General features: G+C 65.2%; 14 protein-coding genes. 5 read left to right on the forward strand and 9 right to left on the reverse strand.

The window, feature by feature from the left end; translation table 11 throughout:
- Positions 1-405: 405 nt before the first annotated feature.
- The 4 genes from JQ631_RS22715 to JQ631_RS22730 form a co-directional block, all read right to left on the reverse strand.
- A complete protein-coding gene (locus tag JQ631_RS22715) occupies positions 406-1812 on the reverse strand; it encodes an MATE family efflux transporter (RefSeq protein ID WP_212329360.1) in 1407 nt (468 codons plus the stop codon).
- A gap of 66 nt (positions 1813-1878) precedes the next feature.
- Positions 1879-3678, reverse strand: a complete 1800-nt coding sequence (locus tag JQ631_RS22720; protein WP_212329362.1) for an ABC transporter ATP-binding protein — start codon at positions 3676-3678, stop codon at positions 1879-1881.
- Positions 3679-4068: 390 nt separating this feature from the next.
- Positions 4069-5655: a DHA2 family efflux MFS transporter permease subunit gene (locus JQ631_RS22725; RefSeq protein WP_212329364.1), complete on the reverse strand. Its 1587-nt coding sequence runs from the start codon at positions 5653-5655 to the stop codon at positions 4069-4071.
- A 28-nt stretch (positions 5656-5683) separates the two neighbouring features.
- Positions 5684-6997 (reverse strand): HlyD family secretion protein, encoded by a 1314-nt coding sequence (locus JQ631_RS22730; RefSeq protein ID WP_212329367.1) that lies wholly within the window; start codon positions 6995-6997, stop codon positions 5684-5686.
- 197 nt (positions 6998-7194) lie between these two features.
- Here JQ631_RS22730 and JQ631_RS22735 point away from each other — a divergent pair, with 197 nt between their 5' ends.
- Entirely contained in the window at positions 7195-7830 is a 636-nt protein-coding gene (locus JQ631_RS22735; protein WP_212329369.1) for a TetR/AcrR family transcriptional regulator, read from the forward strand.
- Between the two features lie 54 nt (positions 7831-7884).
- Positions 7885-8226 carry a DUF6665 family protein gene (locus JQ631_RS22740; protein WP_212329371.1) on the forward strand — a complete coding sequence of 114 codons (342 nt, stop codon included), beginning with the start codon at positions 7885-7887 and terminating at the stop codon, positions 8224-8226.
- Between the two features lie 46 nt (positions 8227-8272).
- Here the strand turns inward: JQ631_RS22740 and JQ631_RS22745 are convergent, their stop codons facing one another.
- The 3 genes from JQ631_RS22745 to JQ631_RS22755 form a co-directional block, all read right to left on the reverse strand.
- Complete coding sequence (locus tag JQ631_RS22745) at positions 8273-9472, reverse strand: extensin-like domain-containing protein (protein WP_212329379.1); 1200 nt, start codon at positions 9470-9472, stop codon at positions 8273-8275.
- Positions 9473-9588: 116 nt separating this feature from the next.
- Positions 9589-9921 (reverse strand): hypothetical protein, encoded by a 333-nt coding sequence (locus JQ631_RS22750; protein WP_212329381.1) that lies wholly within the window; start codon positions 9919-9921, stop codon positions 9589-9591.
- Between the two features lie 261 nt (positions 9922-10182).
- Positions 10183-11001 (reverse strand): DUF2147 domain-containing protein, encoded by an 819-nt coding sequence (locus tag JQ631_RS22755; RefSeq protein WP_212329383.1) that lies wholly within the window; start codon positions 10999-11001, stop codon positions 10183-10185.
- A 196-nt stretch (positions 11002-11197) separates the two neighbouring features.
- On the opposite strand from JQ631_RS22755, the gene JQ631_RS22760 reads away from it, so the two are divergent.
- Positions 11198-11896, forward strand: a complete 699-nt coding sequence (locus JQ631_RS22760) for a DUF2147 domain-containing protein (protein ID WP_212329385.1) — start codon at positions 11198-11200, stop codon at positions 11894-11896.
- Positions 11897-12133: 237 nt separating this feature from the next.
- Positions 12134-13567, forward strand: coding sequence for a FecR domain-containing protein (locus JQ631_RS22765; protein ID WP_349645019.1), 1434 nt, complete (start codon positions 12134-12136; stop codon positions 13565-13567).
- Positions 13568-13695: 128 nt separating this feature from the next.
- On the opposite strand, the gene JQ631_RS22770 is transcribed toward JQ631_RS22765, so the two are convergent.
- Both JQ631_RS22770 and asd read right to left on the reverse strand, forming a co-directional pair.
- Positions 13696-14265, reverse strand: a complete 570-nt coding sequence (locus JQ631_RS22770; RefSeq protein ID WP_212329387.1) for an NUDIX hydrolase — start codon at positions 14263-14265, stop codon at positions 13696-13698.
- 66 nt (positions 14266-14331) lie between these two features.
- Complete coding sequence (gene asd / locus JQ631_RS22775; RefSeq protein ID WP_212329389.1) at positions 14332-15195, reverse strand: archaetidylserine decarboxylase; 864 nt, start codon at positions 15193-15195, stop codon at positions 14332-14334.
- 35 nt (positions 15196-15230) lie between these two features.
- On the opposite strand from asd, the gene JQ631_RS22780 reads away from it, so the two are divergent.
- Positions 15231-16895, forward strand: a complete 1665-nt coding sequence (locus tag JQ631_RS22780; RefSeq protein WP_212329391.1) for an aminotransferase class III-fold pyridoxal phosphate-dependent enzyme — start codon at positions 15231-15233, stop codon at positions 16893-16895.
- The last annotated feature ends 84 nt before the right edge of the window (positions 16896-16979 follow it).

Below are 16979 nucleotides of genomic sequence, written 5' to 3' on the forward strand. Positions count from 1 at the left end.
TGCAAACATCGCGCCCGGGGCCACAGCTTGATGTAGATCAATCTCCCGGCCGCGTGCAGGCGTGAATCCCGCACGCGAAGTAGGCGACGTCCGTTTTGGGCCCACAAGGAGACGTTCCGGCAGTAGTGTCTCGCGCAATAGAGCCTCCCGCGCCAGAAGTCAGGCCAAGCCAAGCACCATACACAGGTTGCTTCATCGCCCACTCACCAACCTCGCGTGAGAGGTAGCAAGCCTTCGGGCATGCCAGCACTACTTCCGAAACCGGACGCCGCAGCATAAGTGCACGACCTAGCTTCCTGTGCGTGACCTCCACGCAAACCGCCAGACACTTTTCCGGATTATGCTCCATCCCACGGCGCGGCAAAGCAGCCGGAACCGTGGGTGGGCGACAAGCACGGGATCTCGCTAGGCCGGCTCGCGCACCGGAGGCGCAACCGGCTCAAGTGTCGCGGGCTTCGGAGCATCTGTCTGCTGCCGCGGCACCAGCCGTTTCCTGAATTCGCGGCGCAGCAGCCACAGGCTCTGAACGGCCTGGAGCGTCGTCGCTACGTTCGACAGATACCAGACATACTCGATCCGAAAACCCGGCTGCGTCGAGAGCCAGATCGCAGGCAAGGAATAGGTGATGACCCGCGTCGCCGAGCTCCACAACACCGGCTTGGTGTTGCCGAGGCCCTGGAACATGCTGGAGCAGGTGAAGATCAACCCCTGCGCCACCATGTTCAGCGAGATCATCTTCAGAAACAGCAGCGCCACGCTCATCGTCTCCGGATCGTTCGAGAAGCCGCCGAGCAGCCATCCGGGCTCGAGCTGAGCGAGAATCGTGAGCGCGGCCATCACGACGGTCGCGATCAGCGCCGCCTTGACGAAAGTCTCCCGGACCCGCTGATAATTGCCCGCGCCGAAATTCTGCCCGACGATCGGCCCTGCCGCGAGCGAGACGGCAAGTGCCGGCATCTGGATCAAGCCGACGACGCGCGTGCCGATGCCGAAGCCCGCCTGGGCCGCCGGACCAAGGTTGCGCAGCACGTAATAGATCGCCGCCATGAAGATGAAGATCATCACGAACTCGCCGCCCGCGGGCAGGCCGACGTTGAGGATTCTCCTCCATTGCCGCAGTTGCGGACGCCATTGCGCAGGATGGAAGGCGACGTAGCGCTCAAGCCTGCGGAAATAGGCGAGCAGGATCAGCACGCCGATGAAGACGGCGATCGTGCTTGCAAGGCCGGCTCCGGCAACGCCGAACGCGTGCCCGGTGCCCCAGCCCGAGATCAGAACCGGCGCCAGCGCAATATTGATCGCCACGGCAACCACCTGCACCAGCATGGTCGGCCGCACGATGCCGGTGGCCCGCAGCGCGGCCCCCATCACCTGCGTGACGAATTGCAGCGCCAGCGCCGGCATGAACCAGTGGAAATAGGTGGTGCCGGCGTCGATCGTGGCCACATCGGCTGCGATCGCGCGCATATAGGGGCGCGCCAGCGCAAAGCCGCCAAGCAGCGTCAACAGACCTGATAACACCGACAGGACGACCGCCTGGTTGAAGACGAGATTGGCGTCGTCGCGATCCTTGCGGCCCACGGCATGCGCGATCAGCGCCACCGTGCCAACGCCGAGCATCTGCATCAGCGCGTTGACGAGGAAGCCGGCGTTACCGGCCGCAGCGACGCCGGCAACAGCCGCGTCGCCGAGCCCGGACACGAAGTACAGGTCGACCAGCTGGCAGATCATGATCGTGATCATGCCGACCACGATCGGTGGCGCCATGTTCAGGATGTGGCTCACGATGGAGCCGCGCGTCAGGTCCTTCATCTCATTCCATCCTTGACGGATTCCTTGGGCCGCGCGGCTGCGGGGCTCTCGCTCCGCTGCCGCGCGTCATTCCGCTGCCGCGATATGCCCGAGCTCCACCACCTGGCGCTCGAACAGGCTGCGATAGATGCCGCCGGGTCTGCCCGCGAGCACGGCATGCGTGCCCTGCTCGACGATCTCGCCACGATCGAACACCAGGATCCGATCGAGGCTGCGAACCGTCGACAGCCGGTGAGCGATCACGATCGAGGTCCGGCCCTTCATCAGCCGCTCCATCGCCTGCTGGATCAGCGCCTCCGATTCCGAATCGAGGCTCGAGGTCGCCTCGTCCAGGATCAGCACCGGCGCATCGGCCAGGAAGGCGCGCGCCAGCGCCACGCGCTGCCGTTCGCCGCCCGACAGTTTCTCCCCGCGCTCGCCGACCAGCGTGCCGTAGCCCTTCGGCAGGCGCAGGATGAAATCGTGCGCATTGGCGAGCCGTGCCGCCTGCTCGATCGCCTCCAGGCTGGCACCGGGCCGGCCATAGGCGATGTTCTCGGCGAGCGTGCGGTGAAACAGGATCGGGTCCTGCTGCACGATCGCGATCTGGCTGCGCAGCGACTGCTGGGTCGCCTTCGCGATCTCCTGCCCGTCGATCAGCACGCGTCCATCGGTGACGTCGTAGAGCCGCTGCACCAGCTTGACGAAGGTCGTCTTGCCGGAGCCGGAGCGGCCGACGAGACCGACACGCTCGCCGGCGCGGATCCTGACCGACAGCCCGTCATACAGCGGCGCGCGATGGCCGCCATAATGAAAGGTGACGTCGTCGAACACGATCTCGCCGCCTTCGATCGCGATCGGCCGCGCGCCGTCGGCATCGGCAATGCCGATCGGCTCGTCGTGGATCGCCACCAGCTCCTCCATGTCGTTGACCGAACGCTGGAGGTTGTTGATGTGCATGCCGACGTCACGCAAATAGGCATGGATGACGTAATAGCTCGTCAGCACATAGGTGACGTCGCCGGGCGTGGCATGCCCGTACATCCACAGCAGCACCGAGCCGCCGATCACGGATCCCCGCAGGCATAGCAGCAGCGAGAGCTGCGCCATGGCGGTGTAGTTGTAGCGGAACCAGGTCCGACGCACGCGCGTGCGCCAGCGCTTGATGACGCGGGCGAGCCGCGCATCCTCGCGCGCCTCGGCGCCAAAGGACTTCACCACCGCATTGCATGTCAGCGCATCCGCCAGCGTGCCGCCGACCTTGGTGTCCCAGGCGTTGGAGACACGCGCCGCCGGCGCGATGTAGCGGGTCGAGAACAGCACCGTCATCGCGACATAGGCAGCCGCGCCGAGCGCGATCACCCCGCCGAGCGAAGCCCAGTGCACGCCGAGCAGGATCATCGATCCGATCAGCACGACCAGCGACGGCATCAGCGCCAGCAGGATGGTGTCGTTGAGAAGGTCGAGCGCCCACATGCCGCGCGTGATCTTGCGCACCGTCGAGCCGGCGAAGGAGTTGGCGTGCCAGTCGGTCGAGAAACGCTGCACGCGCAGGAACGCGTCCTGCGCCACCTCGGACATGATCTTCAGTGTGAACGGCACGATCACTTGCAGCCCGCTCAGGCGCAACACCATCGACGCCGCGCCCAGCACCACGATGCCGCCCAGCGCCACCAGCGCGGCATGACGCGCCTCCGGATCTGATGGACCACGCGTCAACGCGTCGATCAGGTGCCCCGAAAACACCGGCATGAACAGGTCGGCGGCGGTTGCTCCAAGCAAGGCGGCGGCGATGGCGAGCGTGCGCCCCGGCTGCTTCAGCCAGTGCCGGAACACGAAGGGCAGGACCACGCGGATAGCCGCGGGCTTCCTTGAAAGAGCGGTCATGGCATCATCCGGCCGCTGTTGGCGCGAGCCGGCTCCATCGATGGACGCAAGCCGGCCGCGAGGGCGGAGACGGCGTCACTAAAACTGACTTTGACTTGGGAAGCGAAGCGACCGGGACGTTTGGGCTAAACCCGGGCCCAATCGAAGCTGGCGGAAGTGGCCTCTAGCAGGCCGAAAACGTACCGAGCCAGACCATCATCGAGCGCGGAAACGCGATCTGCGAATGCGACGAAATCATGCAAATCTCTCCCCGGTTCGATTGAATGAGGCGCGCTTTATAGATGTGTCGTTTCCGGTTTGCAACGGGCCCCGCGCGAGATCACGCATGAGTGTTGCATTTTGGTGCGCGGCCGCCCGGTCCAACCGGACGACGACACCGATCCTGTGACGTCAGTGCGCGTCACCGCCGGCGCCGAACGGCGAGGCCGGCTTGTTCAGCAGCGTCACCAGCACGCTGAGGCTCAGATAGAACAAGGTGAGAATGAAGAACGCGTCGCCAAAACTCATCACCGCGGCCTGGCGATGCACGATCTGGCTGAGCTGCTTCATCGCCATCAGCGTGGAATCACCGAGTCCCTGGAATTTCTGCGCCAGCATGGTCAGGGTTTCGGTGGCGGTCGCATTGCCCCAGGTCACGCGTTCCTGGAGGCGCGTGATGTGCAGGTCGGTGCGATCGTTGAGCACGGTATTGATGACGGCGAGCCCGACCGCGCCACCGAGATTGCGCATCAGGTTGAACAGGCCCGAGGCATTCTTCACCTTGTCGGGCGGCAGCGTGCCGAGCGCGATGTTGTTGGTCGGCACCATCGCGAACATCATGCCGATGCCGCGCAGGATCTGCGGCACGAGCAGCTCGTAGAAATCGTAGTCGCGCGTGATCCACGTCATCTGGTAGGAGCCCATCGCGAACACGATCAGGCCGAACGCGATCATGTAGCGCATGTCGAGGCTCGCCATCAGCCGGCCGACCAGCGGCGCGACCAGGAACATGGTGATGCCCGAGACGAACATGGTCTCGCCGATCATCAGCGCGCTGTAGCCGCGCACCTCGGCGAGATAGCGCGGATAGATGTAGGTCAAGCCGTAGAGGCCGATGCCCACGCAGAATTGCAGCGTGCTGCCGACCGCGAAGTTGCGGTTGGTGAAGGTGCGCAGGTTGACGATCGGCTCGGCGGCCGTGAACACGCGCACGAAGAAGGCAATTGCCGAGGCGAGGCCGATCCAGGCGCAGATCGCCACGGAGGTGTCCTGCAGCCACTCATATTGCGGACCTTCCTCCAGCACGTATTCCAGCGTCCCGAGGAAGCCGGCCATGAAGAGCAGGCCCCACCAGTCGAAGCGGTCGAGCAATTCGAAATGCGGCTCGTCGAAATCGACCAGCGCCAGCACACCCAGGGTGATGCCGATGCCGGGCACGACGTTGATGAAGAACAGCCAGTTCCACGACATCAGATCGGTGATGTAGCCGCCGACGGTCGGTCCGATCGTGGGAGCCAGGGTCGCAACAAGCCCGATGATGGGGCCGACGATATGGAATTTCGAACGCGGGAACACGGTGTAGGCCGACGCGAACACCGTCGGGATCATGCCGGCGCCGAGAAACCCCTGGAGCGCGCGCCACAGGATCATCTCCTCGATAGTCGTGGCGAAGCCGCAGAGCAGGCTCGACGTCGTGAAGCCCGCCGCCGAGATCGCGAACAGCAGCCGCGTGCCGAAGGCCCGCGACAGGAATCCGGAGAGCGGGATCGCGATCACTTCGGCGATCAGATAGGCGGTCTGGACCCAGGAGACTTCGCTCGAGCTCGCCGACAGGCCCGCCTGGATTTCGCTCAGGGAGGCCGAGACGATCTGGATGTCCAGGATCGACATGAACATCCCGAACACCATGATGATGAAGGCAAACAGCCGCTTTGGCGCGATGCGCTCCGAAGCGGCGGCCGCCATCATGGCAGGTGATGCAGTCGTGGCGTTCGCCATGGTCTGACCTCGCAGCGCTTGACGGCGCTTACTGCGGATGGAGCATGGTGGGATCGTCGAGATCGATCTCGCTGTCGGCGTCGGCCGCACCCTTGTTGGTGTCGACGGTGGCGTAGACCGACATGCCGGCACGGAGCAGGTTCTGCTTCGCAACCGCCTTCGGCACGCGGATGCGAACCGGCACGCGCTGCACGATCTTGGTGAAGTTGCCGGTCGCGTTGTCGGGCGGCAGCAGCGTGAACACCGAGCCCGCGCCGGCCGCGATGCTGTCGACGACGCCGGAGAACTTGCGCATGCCGTAGGCATCGACCTTGATCGTCACCGGCTGGCCGGGACGGATGCGCTTGAGCTGCGTTTCCTTGAAATTGGCGTCGATATAGACGTCGTCGAGCGGCACGACATTGCCGAGGCGCTGGCCGACGGCGATGAAGTCGCCGGCGTTGACGAGACGGTTGGAGAAGATGCCGTCGACCGGCGCGCGCACGGCCGTGAAGGCGAGATCGCGCTCGGCCTTGGCGAGCGTGGTCTTGAGCTCGGCAAGCTGCGCCTGGGCTTCGGCCTGCTGGGCCTTGGCGACATCGACATTGCTCACCGCAACGTCGTAGGCGGCCTGCGCGGCCTTGACTGCGGCGGCGCCCTGATCGCGTCCGGCTTCCGAGGTCTCGAACGTGGCGCGCGAGGCGAAGCCCTTGTTGCTCAGCGCCTGCTGGCGATCATAGTCGAGATCGGCGCGCTTGAGGCCCGCTTCCGCCGAGACCAGTTGCGCCTTGGCCTGTGCGACCTGGCTGTCGAGCGCGGCCGTCTGCCGGCCGATGCGATCGATGGTGGCCTGCTGGGTCGCGATCCGGGTCGCGGCGGCGTCAACCGCGATCTTGTAGTCGCCGTCGTCGATGCGGAGCACGGTGTCGCCGGCATGCACCAGCGTGTTGTCGCGGGCGAGGATCGACGAGATGTGGCCAGAGACGCGCGCGCCCAGCATGGTGTTGTTGGCGCGAACATAGGCGTCGTCGGTGGAGACGAAGAAACGGCCGATCAGCGTGTAGTAGCCGGCATAGCTTGCCGCCGCGAGCGCCAGCACGAGGCCGATGCCCATCATCACGAACTTGCGCTTGCCGGATTTCGGCGCGGCAGCGGCAGGCGCGGATGCAGGCGGGGCCGGCTGGTCGGTCACGGGTTTCTCCGGCGCCTCGCTGGTACGGCGCTTGGTTTCCTCGACCACATGAGAGCGCAACTGCTCGGCGAAGACTGCGGGTGTTCCGGTCGCAGCTTCACCGTCCGGCGTCGTCGTCTCCACCGCTTCCTGGCGAAGGACGCGCGCCGCCTGGTCTCTCGATGTGGCCATAAAGGCCTCCCCAATAAAAACGCGATGCGGGGCAGCCGTCGCACGGCCGCATCTCCGCTCGCCCATCCCAAATACCATTGACCGAACGGTTCGGTCAATATACTTAATATTCCCGGACCGAACCCTACTGGCTCGAATCCTTTATTTACGTTTCATGGTCCTCGCGCCGACCCAAAACCTTTCGAGACGCTAAACCAATGGTTGCAGCCAACCGCGAACAACTGCATGCCCTCCCGGACGAGGACAGCTCCAAGCGCCGCCAGATTCTGGCCGGTGCCCATAAGGTGTTCATGGATCTGGGTTTTGACGGCGCCAGCATGGGCGAGATCGCGCGCGCGGCCGGCGTCTCCAAGGGCACCCTCTACGTTTACTTCGCCGACAAGTCCGCGCTGTTCGAAGCCATCCTCGAGGAGGAAGCGCTGTTTCACGGCCAGGTCGTGTTCAACTTCGACCCCGCGCGCGACGCCGAAACAACTTTGAAGGATTTCGGCCAGGCCTATCTGCATCTGCTCTGCCGGCCCGGCGGTGGATCGGCGATCCGCACCGTGATGGCGATCGCCGAGCGCATGCCCGACGTCGGCCGCCGCTATTATCTGCGCGTGCTGGACAAGACCATCACCCGGCTGTCCGACTATCTCAAGGCCCACGTCGCCTCCGGAGATCTCGCGATCGACGACTGCGATCTCGCAGCGTCGCAGTTCATGGAATTGTGCAAGGCCTCGCTCTTCCTGCCGTTCGTCTTCCAGGCCGCGCCGCCGCCGTCGGAACAGCGCATGGCGGACGTGATCGACAGCGCGACACGGATGTTCCTGAGCGCGTACCGGGCAAAGTAACGGCAGCCGCCCACGCGTTGCACGTCCGGGGCGCGCAGCACTATATTGAGTGCCATGTCCCGTGATCTTCGCCCGCCTGTCGATATCCTCCATTACGAGATCGTCCAGGAACAGGCCTCAGCGCTTGGACGGATGGGCCGCACCCTCGAACAGGCGCTCGCGCAACTACGAGAATTCGACGCCGCCCACGCATTCTCCGAGGCGCCGGCCGCGATGCCGCCGGCCAGGCGCAAGCTGGTGATGGAGGCTGGGCAGGCGCTCTGGATGTTCGTCGTGCAGCGCGAGGCGACCGGCCTGCGCGACAGCCGCCATATCATGCGGACCTATAACGTCCCGGCCGAAGTGCAGCGCTGCATGGGACTGGCGCCGGCACAGTCGAAGCCGGCAGCGAAATGACACGCTGGGTCGGCAGAGCTGCGCCACACTGCCGATCTTGTCAGCTTCAATCGTCCGAGAACTCGTCTTCCTCGTTGACCTTGTCGTGCTTGCTCTTGCGCGCACCGAGCGAGCCGGTCACGGAGGGATCGCGCGAGCTCGCATAAGGATTGCGCCGCTGCGCACGCGCGGCAACCTCTTCACCGGAAACTGCGGCCGGCTGGCAGATCAGGCGGCGGCTGGCGCGGCGCATCAGATCGACGTGGATATGATCGTAATGATAGACGTTGGAGCCCGGCGCCAGCACTGTGGTGAAATGCGCACACGCGCCCGACTGGACGTCGCGCAGGAACCCCTGCTCTTCCGGCATGCCGTGCCAGCCCTCCTTCACCGTGATGCGGCGGCCATCGGCGAGCACGAAGGCGGCGACGTCGAGCGCATTTCCGAAAGCGTGCTCGGAGATATGGGCGTGCGGATTGCCGTTCATGCCGCGGCAGGAATAGGCGGAGATCTGCTTGATCTCGACCACGCGGGCGCCGAACCAGCGCATCGCCGAAGGCTGCACGCTGTCGGCAAACCAGCGGTCGAGTTCGGATACGATCGGACAGGCAAGCGTCGCCGTCGGCTTCACCGCGACCGGACCGACGGCTGTGACGGGATTGCCTTGCGCGGGACCCAGCCGCGGCAGCGGTTGTTGTGTGGGCGCCTGTGAGTACGGCGCCGGACCGGGCTGCCGCGCCGGATAGCTCGGCACGTTCATGTAACGCGCTGCGCCCGCGGCATCGGTGCCCTCGGGCGGCAAATCGATCTCGTCTTCCTGCGGTGCCACGCCAGGCGCGCTGAGCGAGACCGGCCCTGCAGAGGTGCCATAGCCCGCGGGCTGGCGCACGGCGCTTTCAGGATAATTCGATCGCTGCGGATAGCCGGATGCCGGATAATTCGATTGCGGCTGCCTCACCGGCCAGCGCGGCTGGTTGCCGACGTTTCCGGGCGGACGCAGATCCTCGTCGGCGAAGCCGTAGCTGCTGGTGCCTTCGCCAATGGCGGCGACCTTCAGCGGGAATTCAGCGCCGCACATGCCGGGGCCGGAGATCGGATCGATCCGGACGATGTCGGCATTTTCCTTCACGGCGCCCGATTTCAGGCACGCCGCTTCGGCCTCGGCCCGCCACGGTTCGCGTTCGGCCTGGAACAAGCCGCGTCCGCAACCCGCGAGCGAAACGAGGACGATGGAGCCGACGAGATACAAACGAACTCCGCGCGTCATGCGCGCACGTTCGGTGAATTTACTTAAAGACTCTTCAACGTGATGATTTCAGCTTTCCTTAACCATACCGGCCACGCTCATCAGGCGCGGCCGGTCGCGGCAGCGGCGAAGCAGCATCAGAAATTCGAGCAGTCCGATCCGGTGATGCCGCCGATCTTGAAGTCGCGGCACATCATGCCGGGATCATCAGGGTCGGGATAGCGATCGTCCTTCTCGCGCACGGTGTGGCTGAAGCGCCAGCCGCGGGCGCGCATGCAGCGCTTGTATCCCCTCGATGTCACCGTGCCGTTCTGCGGCGCGCCGAGCTGCGCGTCGCAGAAGGAGCTGTCGAGATTCAGCGCATCGTCGCCGCGCTTCTGCTTCAGCAAATTGGTCCAGATGTCGGTATCGGCGTGAGCCGAGATCGCGCTGCCGATCAGCAGCGCCGCGATGAGGGCGAGACGTTTCATGTGCAATCTCCTCGCATGCGTCGTCAGTCATCGGTCGCGCGCAAGGCGGACACCGGTTCGGAGCGGGACGATTACAAATTGGACAGGACACACTCCCTTGCCTTCTCCCCTTGCGGGAGAAGGTGGCGCGAAGCGCCGGATGAGGGGTTGCTTCAGCGAATTCGAAAGCGGGAAATTCACGCGCGGAGAAAGACCCCTCACCCGCCTCGCTTCGCGAGGCACCCTCTTCCAAAAGAGGAGAGGGTTACACCTCGCGCTCCGCTACCGCCAGGTCGTGGTCAATCTTTCCCGTCCCTCCTCGACCCGAATCCAGTCGTAGCCGGAGCACCAGAAGTGACCGAGCGCGCAGGCTTCGACGTAGAGCTTGCCGGAGCTCTTCAGCGTCATCGTCCCATAATAGGTGTCGCCGCTGGCGCGACTGTAGATGTTGCCGGTCCAGACGTCGTGCGTTGTCTGCTTCATGTTGACCAGCACGGTCTCGCCTCGGGTCGACGTCTCGGTCAGCGCGTAACCGCATAGCGCGGCGCCGCAGCGTTCGATGCGGACCGGGCTCTTGGCACCATCGCTCTCCCATTCGCCGAGCGGCATATAGGCCGGCGCGTCGTCGCTGCGCGGCGCGATCGCCACGGTCTGCTCCGACTCTGGTGCGGCAACAGGCGTATCCGGACGCGACAGATCAACCCGTGGCGGGTTGGGGCTCAGAGCCTCGAATTTCGGTGGCTCGATTTTTGGCGCCGGCGGCGACACGATGGGCCGCGAACTTGTCGCGGCAAGCACGGGAGCCGGCGGCGCTGAGGGTGCGACGATTGACCCTTGTGGCGGCCGAACCTGAATGACGGGCTGCGGGGCCTGGACCGCGGGCGCGGGCGGCGGAGACGGCGTCGTGTCGGCATCCTCGAACGGCCGGACGCTCCGATCGGTGGAGATCGAAACGCAGGACATTGATCGGCAATTGCGCGGCGCCTCGACACGGAACCGGTGGCCGTCGATCGTGAAATTGTAGGCGCCGGCCCGCGCCGCGGGCGCGATCGCAGTCAGCACGATCAAACTATTCACCAAGGTCACGGCAAGCCGCTTCATCGACATCTCCCACTCTGTCCGGCCGATGTTAGGCAATTGCACCGCCACTGAATGTGCGCGGGCTCACCCAGGCTGCGGCGCGGCTGTTGTGACGCCCATCACAGAAGGCCCGACGGCGCCGGCATAGGGTCGAACCACATCCGGTCCGCCACCGACTTCAGTCCATCTCAGGACCCACACCATTTCGGAGATTGTCATGAACAAGATCGCCATCGCCTTCACCGCAGTCTTCCTCGCGTCGACCGCCGTCGCACATGCCGGCAATGCGATCTCGTTCCAGATCGACGGCCAGCGCGTCCGTATTGAAAGGCCGCGCAACTGCACCTCGCTTGATTGCCTCACCATCGCGACGCAGGACCTGTCGAACAAGCAAGCCAAGCCGGCCACAACGACGGCACCGCCCGCGCCGGCTCCGGTGCAGCAGCAGCCCGCGCAGCAGACACCCGCGCAGGTCACCGCTCCGGCGGCTCCGCCGGCCCCGCCTGCTCCGGTGGCCGTCGCCGCCGCGCCGACCGTCGACACGACCACGCAGCCTTCGCCCGTCGCGCCTCCCGCACCGGTCGCAGTTGCGCCCGCTCCGGCCCCGGTTGCCGCAGCCCCCGCACCTGCCGCGAGCACGCCGATCGGCGTGTGGGCCACTGAGGAGAACAAGGGCAATGTGCGCGTTGAACAGTGCGGCACCAATCTCTGCGGCTATGCCGACAAGACGAATGACAAGATCCTGATCAACATGAAGCCCGACGGCGCCAAGTGGAGCGGCCGCATCCACGATCCCAACTCCGGCCGCAACTACGACTCGACGATCGCGATGAAAGGCCCGAATTCCATGCGCGTGCAGGGCTGCGCCTTCGGCGGCCTGTTCTGCGGCGGCCAGACCTGGAAGCGCGTGAGCTGACGCCACGCTGACACCGACACAATCTTCGTCATGCCCGGGCCTGTCCCGGGCATCCACGTTCTTCATACTGCGCGTCAAGACGTGGATGGCCGGGTCAAGCCCGGCCATGACGCTATGGAAATACTTAGCCCACGAGAACGTTCACGGTCCCAGCCTCACGGACGTTCATCCGCCATTCAGCAATCTCCGGCTGATATCGGCCGATCTCGCCCTCGTGTTCTCACCGGGACCTCATTCGTGGCTTTGACGGTGGCTTGGCGCCGCATCGTGTTTGCTTTGCCGCTGCTGGCGCTGCCGCTGGCCGGCGCGGACAACGCGCGCGCATCCGACACGATCGAGCTCGCGCAGGCGCAGCCGCAAGCCCAGCCGTCCCCGGCGCCTTCCCCCGCGCCATCGGCAACGCCTGCACCGGCCGCAGATGCACAGTCCGCCGCCGTGGAGCCGATCGGCAACGTCGCGACCGTGACGGGAATCGCGACCGTGATCCGCGACAAGAATTCCTATCCGCTGAAGGTCCGCGACGACATCTATCTCAACGACGTCGTGCAGACCTCCTCGAACTCCTCGCTCGGCATCACCTTCAACGACGCCACCACGTTCAACCTCTCCGCCAGCGCCAAGATCACCATCGACACCTACGTCTATGAGGACGGCGGCAAACAGAACTCGGCGATCTTCGACATCGGCAAGGGCACGGTCGCCTTCGTTGCAGCGGCGGTGGCGAAGACCGGCGACATGAAGATCGCAACACCGACCGCCACGCTGGGCATCCGCGGCACCACCGGCGTCGTCGACGTGCCCGAGGGCGCGACGGCGGGCAACGCCAGCAACGTCAACATCAAGCTTTATCCCGACGCCGACGGCCGGGTCGGCCATATCGACGTCAACGACCGCGCCAGCGGCACGCGGCTTGGCGCGTTGACGCAGGGATCGAGCGGCTTTGCGATCCGGCCGGGCGCGGCCGGCCCGGGCGGCATGCGCTTCGCCGCAGTGCCGATCACGATCCCGCCACAGCAGATCGCGCGCGACCGCGGTTTCGTCAGCCAGGTGCATGCGGCGCAGACCACCGGCCGCCAGATCGTCACCGAGCAGCGCGACTTCCGCCGCGCCAATCCGGCCGCAATCAGCCGCATTCCGCGTCCGGCGCAACCGCCGCAGCAACAGCAATTGCGTCCGAACCCGGCGCCGAGCCAGCAGCAACCGCAGCGGCCGAATGGTCAGCCCGGTCAGAATAATCGTCCGGGTCAGCAGCAGCCGGGCGCTCCAAACCGTCAGGGCATGCAGCAGCCGCAGCGCCAGGGACAAGGCGCGCAGCCGGGCACGCCACGTGCTGGGCAGAAACAGCAGCCACCGGGTCAGCAGCAGGATACGGGAAAGCCGGCCGCCCAGCCGCGCACTGGACAGGGTACGCAACCCGGCGCACCGCAGACGCGACCGCAGCGCGCCGGTCAGACTCCGCAACAACCTGGAGCCGTCGCGCCTCAGCCCGGCCCGACGCCGCAGCCGCAAACGCCGCGCACCGGATTGCAGCCCGGCGCACAGCCGGCCGTCCCGCCGCAACAAGGCGCCGCGCCGCGCCAGCCCGGCTTCCAGCAGCGCCTGCCCGGCGCGCAACGTCCCGCCACCCCGGGCAAACCCGCGCCTGCTCCAAAGGAGAAGAAGAGGCGATAGGGGGAAGGCGCCAATGCCACTCCGTCATTGCGAGGAGCCCTTGCGACGAAGCAATCCAGAGTCCCTCCGCAGAAAAATTCTGGATTGCTGCTCGCAAAGACGACGCGGAAAGAGGCGAACGAAAAAAATCACGCCTCGCCGCGCAGCCAGGCTCTCACCTTTTGCAACAGGCCATGCCGTAGTTCATCGACGGATGCAGCCTCCGCCGGTGTCAGCGTCTGCAAGACGGCGTCGACATCGTCCACCGCCAGCGACGGCGTCGGCTCGGGCGCGGTTGACGGTGCAAGCCCCGCCGCGGCGATCGCGATCGGACCGACCTGGGTGAGGAAGGCGCGCTCATATTCGCGTGACAGCCGCGCGAGCGCCTCGTCCAGCGTCAGCCAGTCGACCGCCTTGATGTCATTCATCAGCTTGCGGACGGGACCGCCCTCGGCCCCCATTCGCCAGAAATGCACGACTTTCGAGCGCCCTCCCGACTGATACACGAGCGTGCCCAGAAATTCGTGGATGGCGACGTCGTGGCCGGTCTCCTCCAGCACCTCGCGATGCGCAGCCTCCTTTGGCGTTTCGCCATCGTCGAGCTTGCCTTTTGGCAGGACCCACTCATTGCGCTTGCGCTGGCGGACAACGGCAATCAGCGGCGTATCGCCACGCCGCAGCACAATGCCACCTGCCGCCATCACCGACGCCCGCGCCATCACCAAATCCGTCGTCGTAGAACTGTCCCGCCGACCATATAGGCGGCGGGAACGGCGGATTGAAGGCTAGTTTCGCTTCAAGAGCGCCTGCCCCGCGCGAATGCGCGTCCCCTCGCCGATCCCGTCGCAGAACGAAAAGTCGCCCGGCGCCAGGACGATGATGGTCGAGCCATGTTCGAACCACCCGAGCTCCTCGCCCTTGGTCACGTCGACGTCGCAGGGGAAATTGACGGGACCTCTGGTCTGCGCGTTCAGCACCATGTCGAGGAAGTGCAAGCGGATGCTGGCGACCAGGATCGCCGCCACCGGCACAAGTGTCACCACCTCGCCGGTCGACAAATGCGTGCGGATCACCGCCCGCTCGTTCTTGCAGAACAGCCGCTCGACCCGCTTCAGCGCGATCGGATTGACGTTCCAGACGTCGCCATGGATCAGCGTGACGCGCTCGATATGCGCATCATAGGGCGCGTGGAAGCGGTGATACATGCTCGATGTCAGCCGCAGCGTGACGAAGCTTCCGTTGCGGTGCTGCTCGACCAGCGCGGGGTCGCCAAGCAAATCGAGCAGCGAATAGGGCGCGCCCTTGACCTGGAACAGCTCGGTATCGGCGATCCGGCCGTGGGCGCCGACGATGCCATCAGAGGGGCTGGCAACCACCGATGGATCCGGATCAAACGGACGCAGGCCCGGCTTCAGCTCGCGCGTAAAGCAGTCGTGCAAGCTTGTGAAATGGGACTTGCGCGCCTCCGACAGGTCGAGGTCGGAGAACAGCTTCCAGAGCGCGATCGAGAAGTCTCGCACCACCGGATTCCTGATCTTGGAGAACCAGCCCATGAAGCGGGTCAGCGCCGCGCGGGGGATGCGATTGGTCAACAGGAAGTTGAGATCTTCCTGCTGGGTGAAAGAGGCGATGAGGGCTTTGACTGTCATGAATCTGTCAGCTCACAGTATTAGCGCTTGTTGTCATGGAAACGACACTCCCGATTCTCTCGATGTCCGTGGCCGCCGCAGCATCTGCTGCCGCCGTCCTTCCGAAGATCAAGGCGCGGGTCGAACTGTCCCGCGCCAAACACCGTTCGCTCGCCGGGCACTCCAAGATGTCGCGCCGGGTGGCCAAGCTGCTGCCGTTCTACGAGTTCGAAGGTGACAAATATTTCGGCTGCGACGGCGCGCCTGACAACGTGGTGAAGCAGCGCAAGGACGCCTTCTTCCGTCTCGCTAGCATCTACGCCGATCGTTACCCCCGGGGACGCGCGATGACGAAGGAGGCGGCGGAGACGATCTCCGACCTCAACTTCACCGAAAGCTACCGCGTGCCGTTCCAGTTCTCGCGCCTCGTCCGCGAGCATCTGGGCACCTCGACCTTCATGGAGTCGTCCAGCGGCGTCACCGTCACCGATGTCGACGGCAACACCTCCTACGACCTCACGGGATCCTACGGCGTCAATATCTTCGGCAACGACTTCTACAAGAAGTGCATCGAGGGCTCCGAGAAGCGCGCGCATGCGCTCGGCCCCGTGCTCGGCCCGTACCACCCCGTCATCCTCGAGAACGTGCAGCGGCTCTGCCAGATCTCCGGCCTCGACGAGGTCTCGTTCCACATGTCCGGCACCGAAGCCGTGATGCAGGCGGTGCGGCTCGCGCGTTACCATACCAGGCGCACGCATCTCGTACGCTTCGCGGGCGCCTATCACGGCTGGTGGGGCGACGTGCAGCCCGGCGTCGGCAATCCCATCGCCGCGCACGAGACCTACACCCTCTCCGAAATGTCCGAGAAGACGCTGCACGTGCTGCGCACGCGCAAGGACATCGCCTGCGTGCTGGTCAATCCGCTGCAGGGCCTGCATCCGAACGGCAACGCGCCTGGCGATTCCTCGCTGGTGGACTCGTCCCGCGGCGGTAACTTTGACCGCGCGGCGTACACCGAGTGGCTGAAGAAGCTGCGCGAGGTCTGCACCGAGCGCGGCATTGTCTTGATCTTCGACGAAGTCTTCGTCGGCTTCCGCCTCGCCGCCGGCGGCGCCCAGGAATATTTCGGCGTCAGGGCCGACATGGTGACGTACGGCAAGAGCCTCGCCGGCGGCCTGCCGGTTGGCGCGGTCTGCGGCAAGAAGGACCTGATGCGGCGCTTCCGCGACGACCGTCCCGCCGACATCTGCTTCGCCCGCGGCACCTTCAATTCGCATCCCTATGTCATGACGGCAATGGACGAGTTTCTGAGCCGGCTCGCCAGCCCGAACTTCCGCGCCATCTATGACGGGCTGGACGCGACCTGGAACGGCCGCGTCCAAAAGCTCAACGAGAGGATGACCGACGCAAAACTGCCGGTGCAGTTCGCCAACTTCTCGTCGATCTGGACGGTGAAATACACCACACCGTCCCGCTACAACTGGATGCTGCAATACTACCTGCGCGCCGAAGGCCTGTCGCTGAGCTGGGTCGGCACCGGCCGGCTGATCTTCAGCCTCAACTACACTGACGCCGACTTCGCGGAGGTCGCCGACCGCTTCGTCCGCGCCGCCGAGAAGATGAAGGCCGATGGCTTCTGGTGGCACGACGGCGTGCTCACCAACAAGAACATCAAGCGTCAGATCTTGAAAGAGATGCTGGCCAAGCGCTTTGGACGCTGAGGCTACAAAATCGGACGCCGTCATGGCCGGGCACAGCCGTCCGAAGGACGGCGTCGCTTCCGCTCGCCCGTGCCCGGCCATCCA

Source organism: Bradyrhizobium manausense (genome assembly GCF_018131105.1).
Classification (GTDB): Bacteria; Pseudomonadota; Alphaproteobacteria; order Rhizobiales; family Xanthobacteraceae; genus Bradyrhizobium; species Bradyrhizobium manausense_B.